The following is a 1,129-nucleotide window of genomic DNA, read 5'->3' on the forward strand; positions in this document are numbered from 1 at the left end:
GTCCACATGCTGACAGACAAATCTTCATTTACCCTACATTATGAATTTGGATATCTTACACATGAAAAAGCAACTGATTGGTCTGACTGTTTTATCTTCTCTGGTTTTGGGTATGACTGCAGCACATGCCGCTCCTCCGACAGCTGAACTGAAAGTCACTGGTACACTGACTGTTCCAAGCTGCACCGTCGCTTCTCCAGATGAAGGTGTTTATGATTTCGGTAAATTGTCTTCATCTTTAGTCAAATCAGGGACGGCCACGACCGCGCTGACGCCAATGACGAAAACCTGGACGGTGACCTGTGATGCCGATACTTATCTGAACTTCACCCCCGTCGATAACCGTGCGGCGACATCCAGTGCTGTTGCCACCACTAACTTCGGTCTGGGTAGTGTAAACACGACCGGCAAAATCGGTTACTACACTGCACTGATTAAGAACGGCACTGTAGACGGCAAAGCGTCTAACTTGTTCTCTTCTGCAACATCCACGTTTGCAGCAGCAACATCAGCCAGCCTGACCACTGGTCTGCGCACCGGTTGGTCATCTGCAGCGAACACTCAGAGCACTGGTAAAGTGTTTGTGGCTGATATCACGGTTAGCCCAATCTTGGGTGGCACTACCACCATGAATGGCCCCATCACTGACGATGCCGAGCTTGACGGTTCTATGACCATGAACTTCGCTTTCGGGATCTGATTTTTCAAAAGATGAATTAGTCTTGAGGCCAGTTTACACATTATAAGTGTTGACTGGCCCTTTTTTTGTAAAAAAATCAAATGGAATTGACATATGAAATATCACATTTACAGTAAATGCAAGTTCACTTTGGATTTATTAAGAAAACATTTTCAGCATCACGAAGTATTTAACTTTAATACAGTTAAACTGCATGATGAAATTAATTCCATTGAGAGTTCAATAAGCTCTAAAACGGAATTTATTATACTTGATATCGATAATTTAGACTCTTATGACGTGAATAAAATATTTATTAACGCAAAAATAAGGTATAAGTTAAATGTTATTTTGATGCACAATGCCAATTTAAAAACATGCATTATCCCGTTCATGTATGATACCTTATTTCCTAAGGAATCAGTGCTAAGCAAAAGACAGTTTATTAAC

The 1,129-nt window shown here is 41.4% G+C and carries 2 protein-coding genes; both read left to right on the forward strand.

Annotated elements, in window-relative coordinates:
- The first annotated feature begins 61 nt into the window (after positions 1-61).
- Positions 62-700 (forward strand): DUF1120 domain-containing protein, encoded by a 639-nt coding sequence (locus tag BN68_RS22820; protein WP_042807144.1) that lies wholly within the window; start codon positions 62-64, stop codon positions 698-700.
- A 93-nt stretch (positions 701-793) separates the two neighbouring features.
- On the forward strand, positions 794-1,129 hold a 336-nt coding region (locus BN68_RS24410), incomplete at its 3' end, for a hypothetical protein (RefSeq protein ID WP_042807143.1).

The sequence above is a fragment of the Yersinia massiliensis CCUG 53443 genome, from assembly GCF_000312485.1.
Lineage (GTDB): Bacteria > Pseudomonadota > Gammaproteobacteria > Enterobacterales > Enterobacteriaceae > Yersinia > Yersinia massiliensis.

Bases quoted from the DNA above. Each gene is read 5' to 3' on its own strand.
- BN68_RS22820 (WP_042807144.1), top strand. From the start codon at position 62: ATGAAAAAGCAACTGATTGGTCTGACTGTTTTATCTTCTCTGGTTTTG.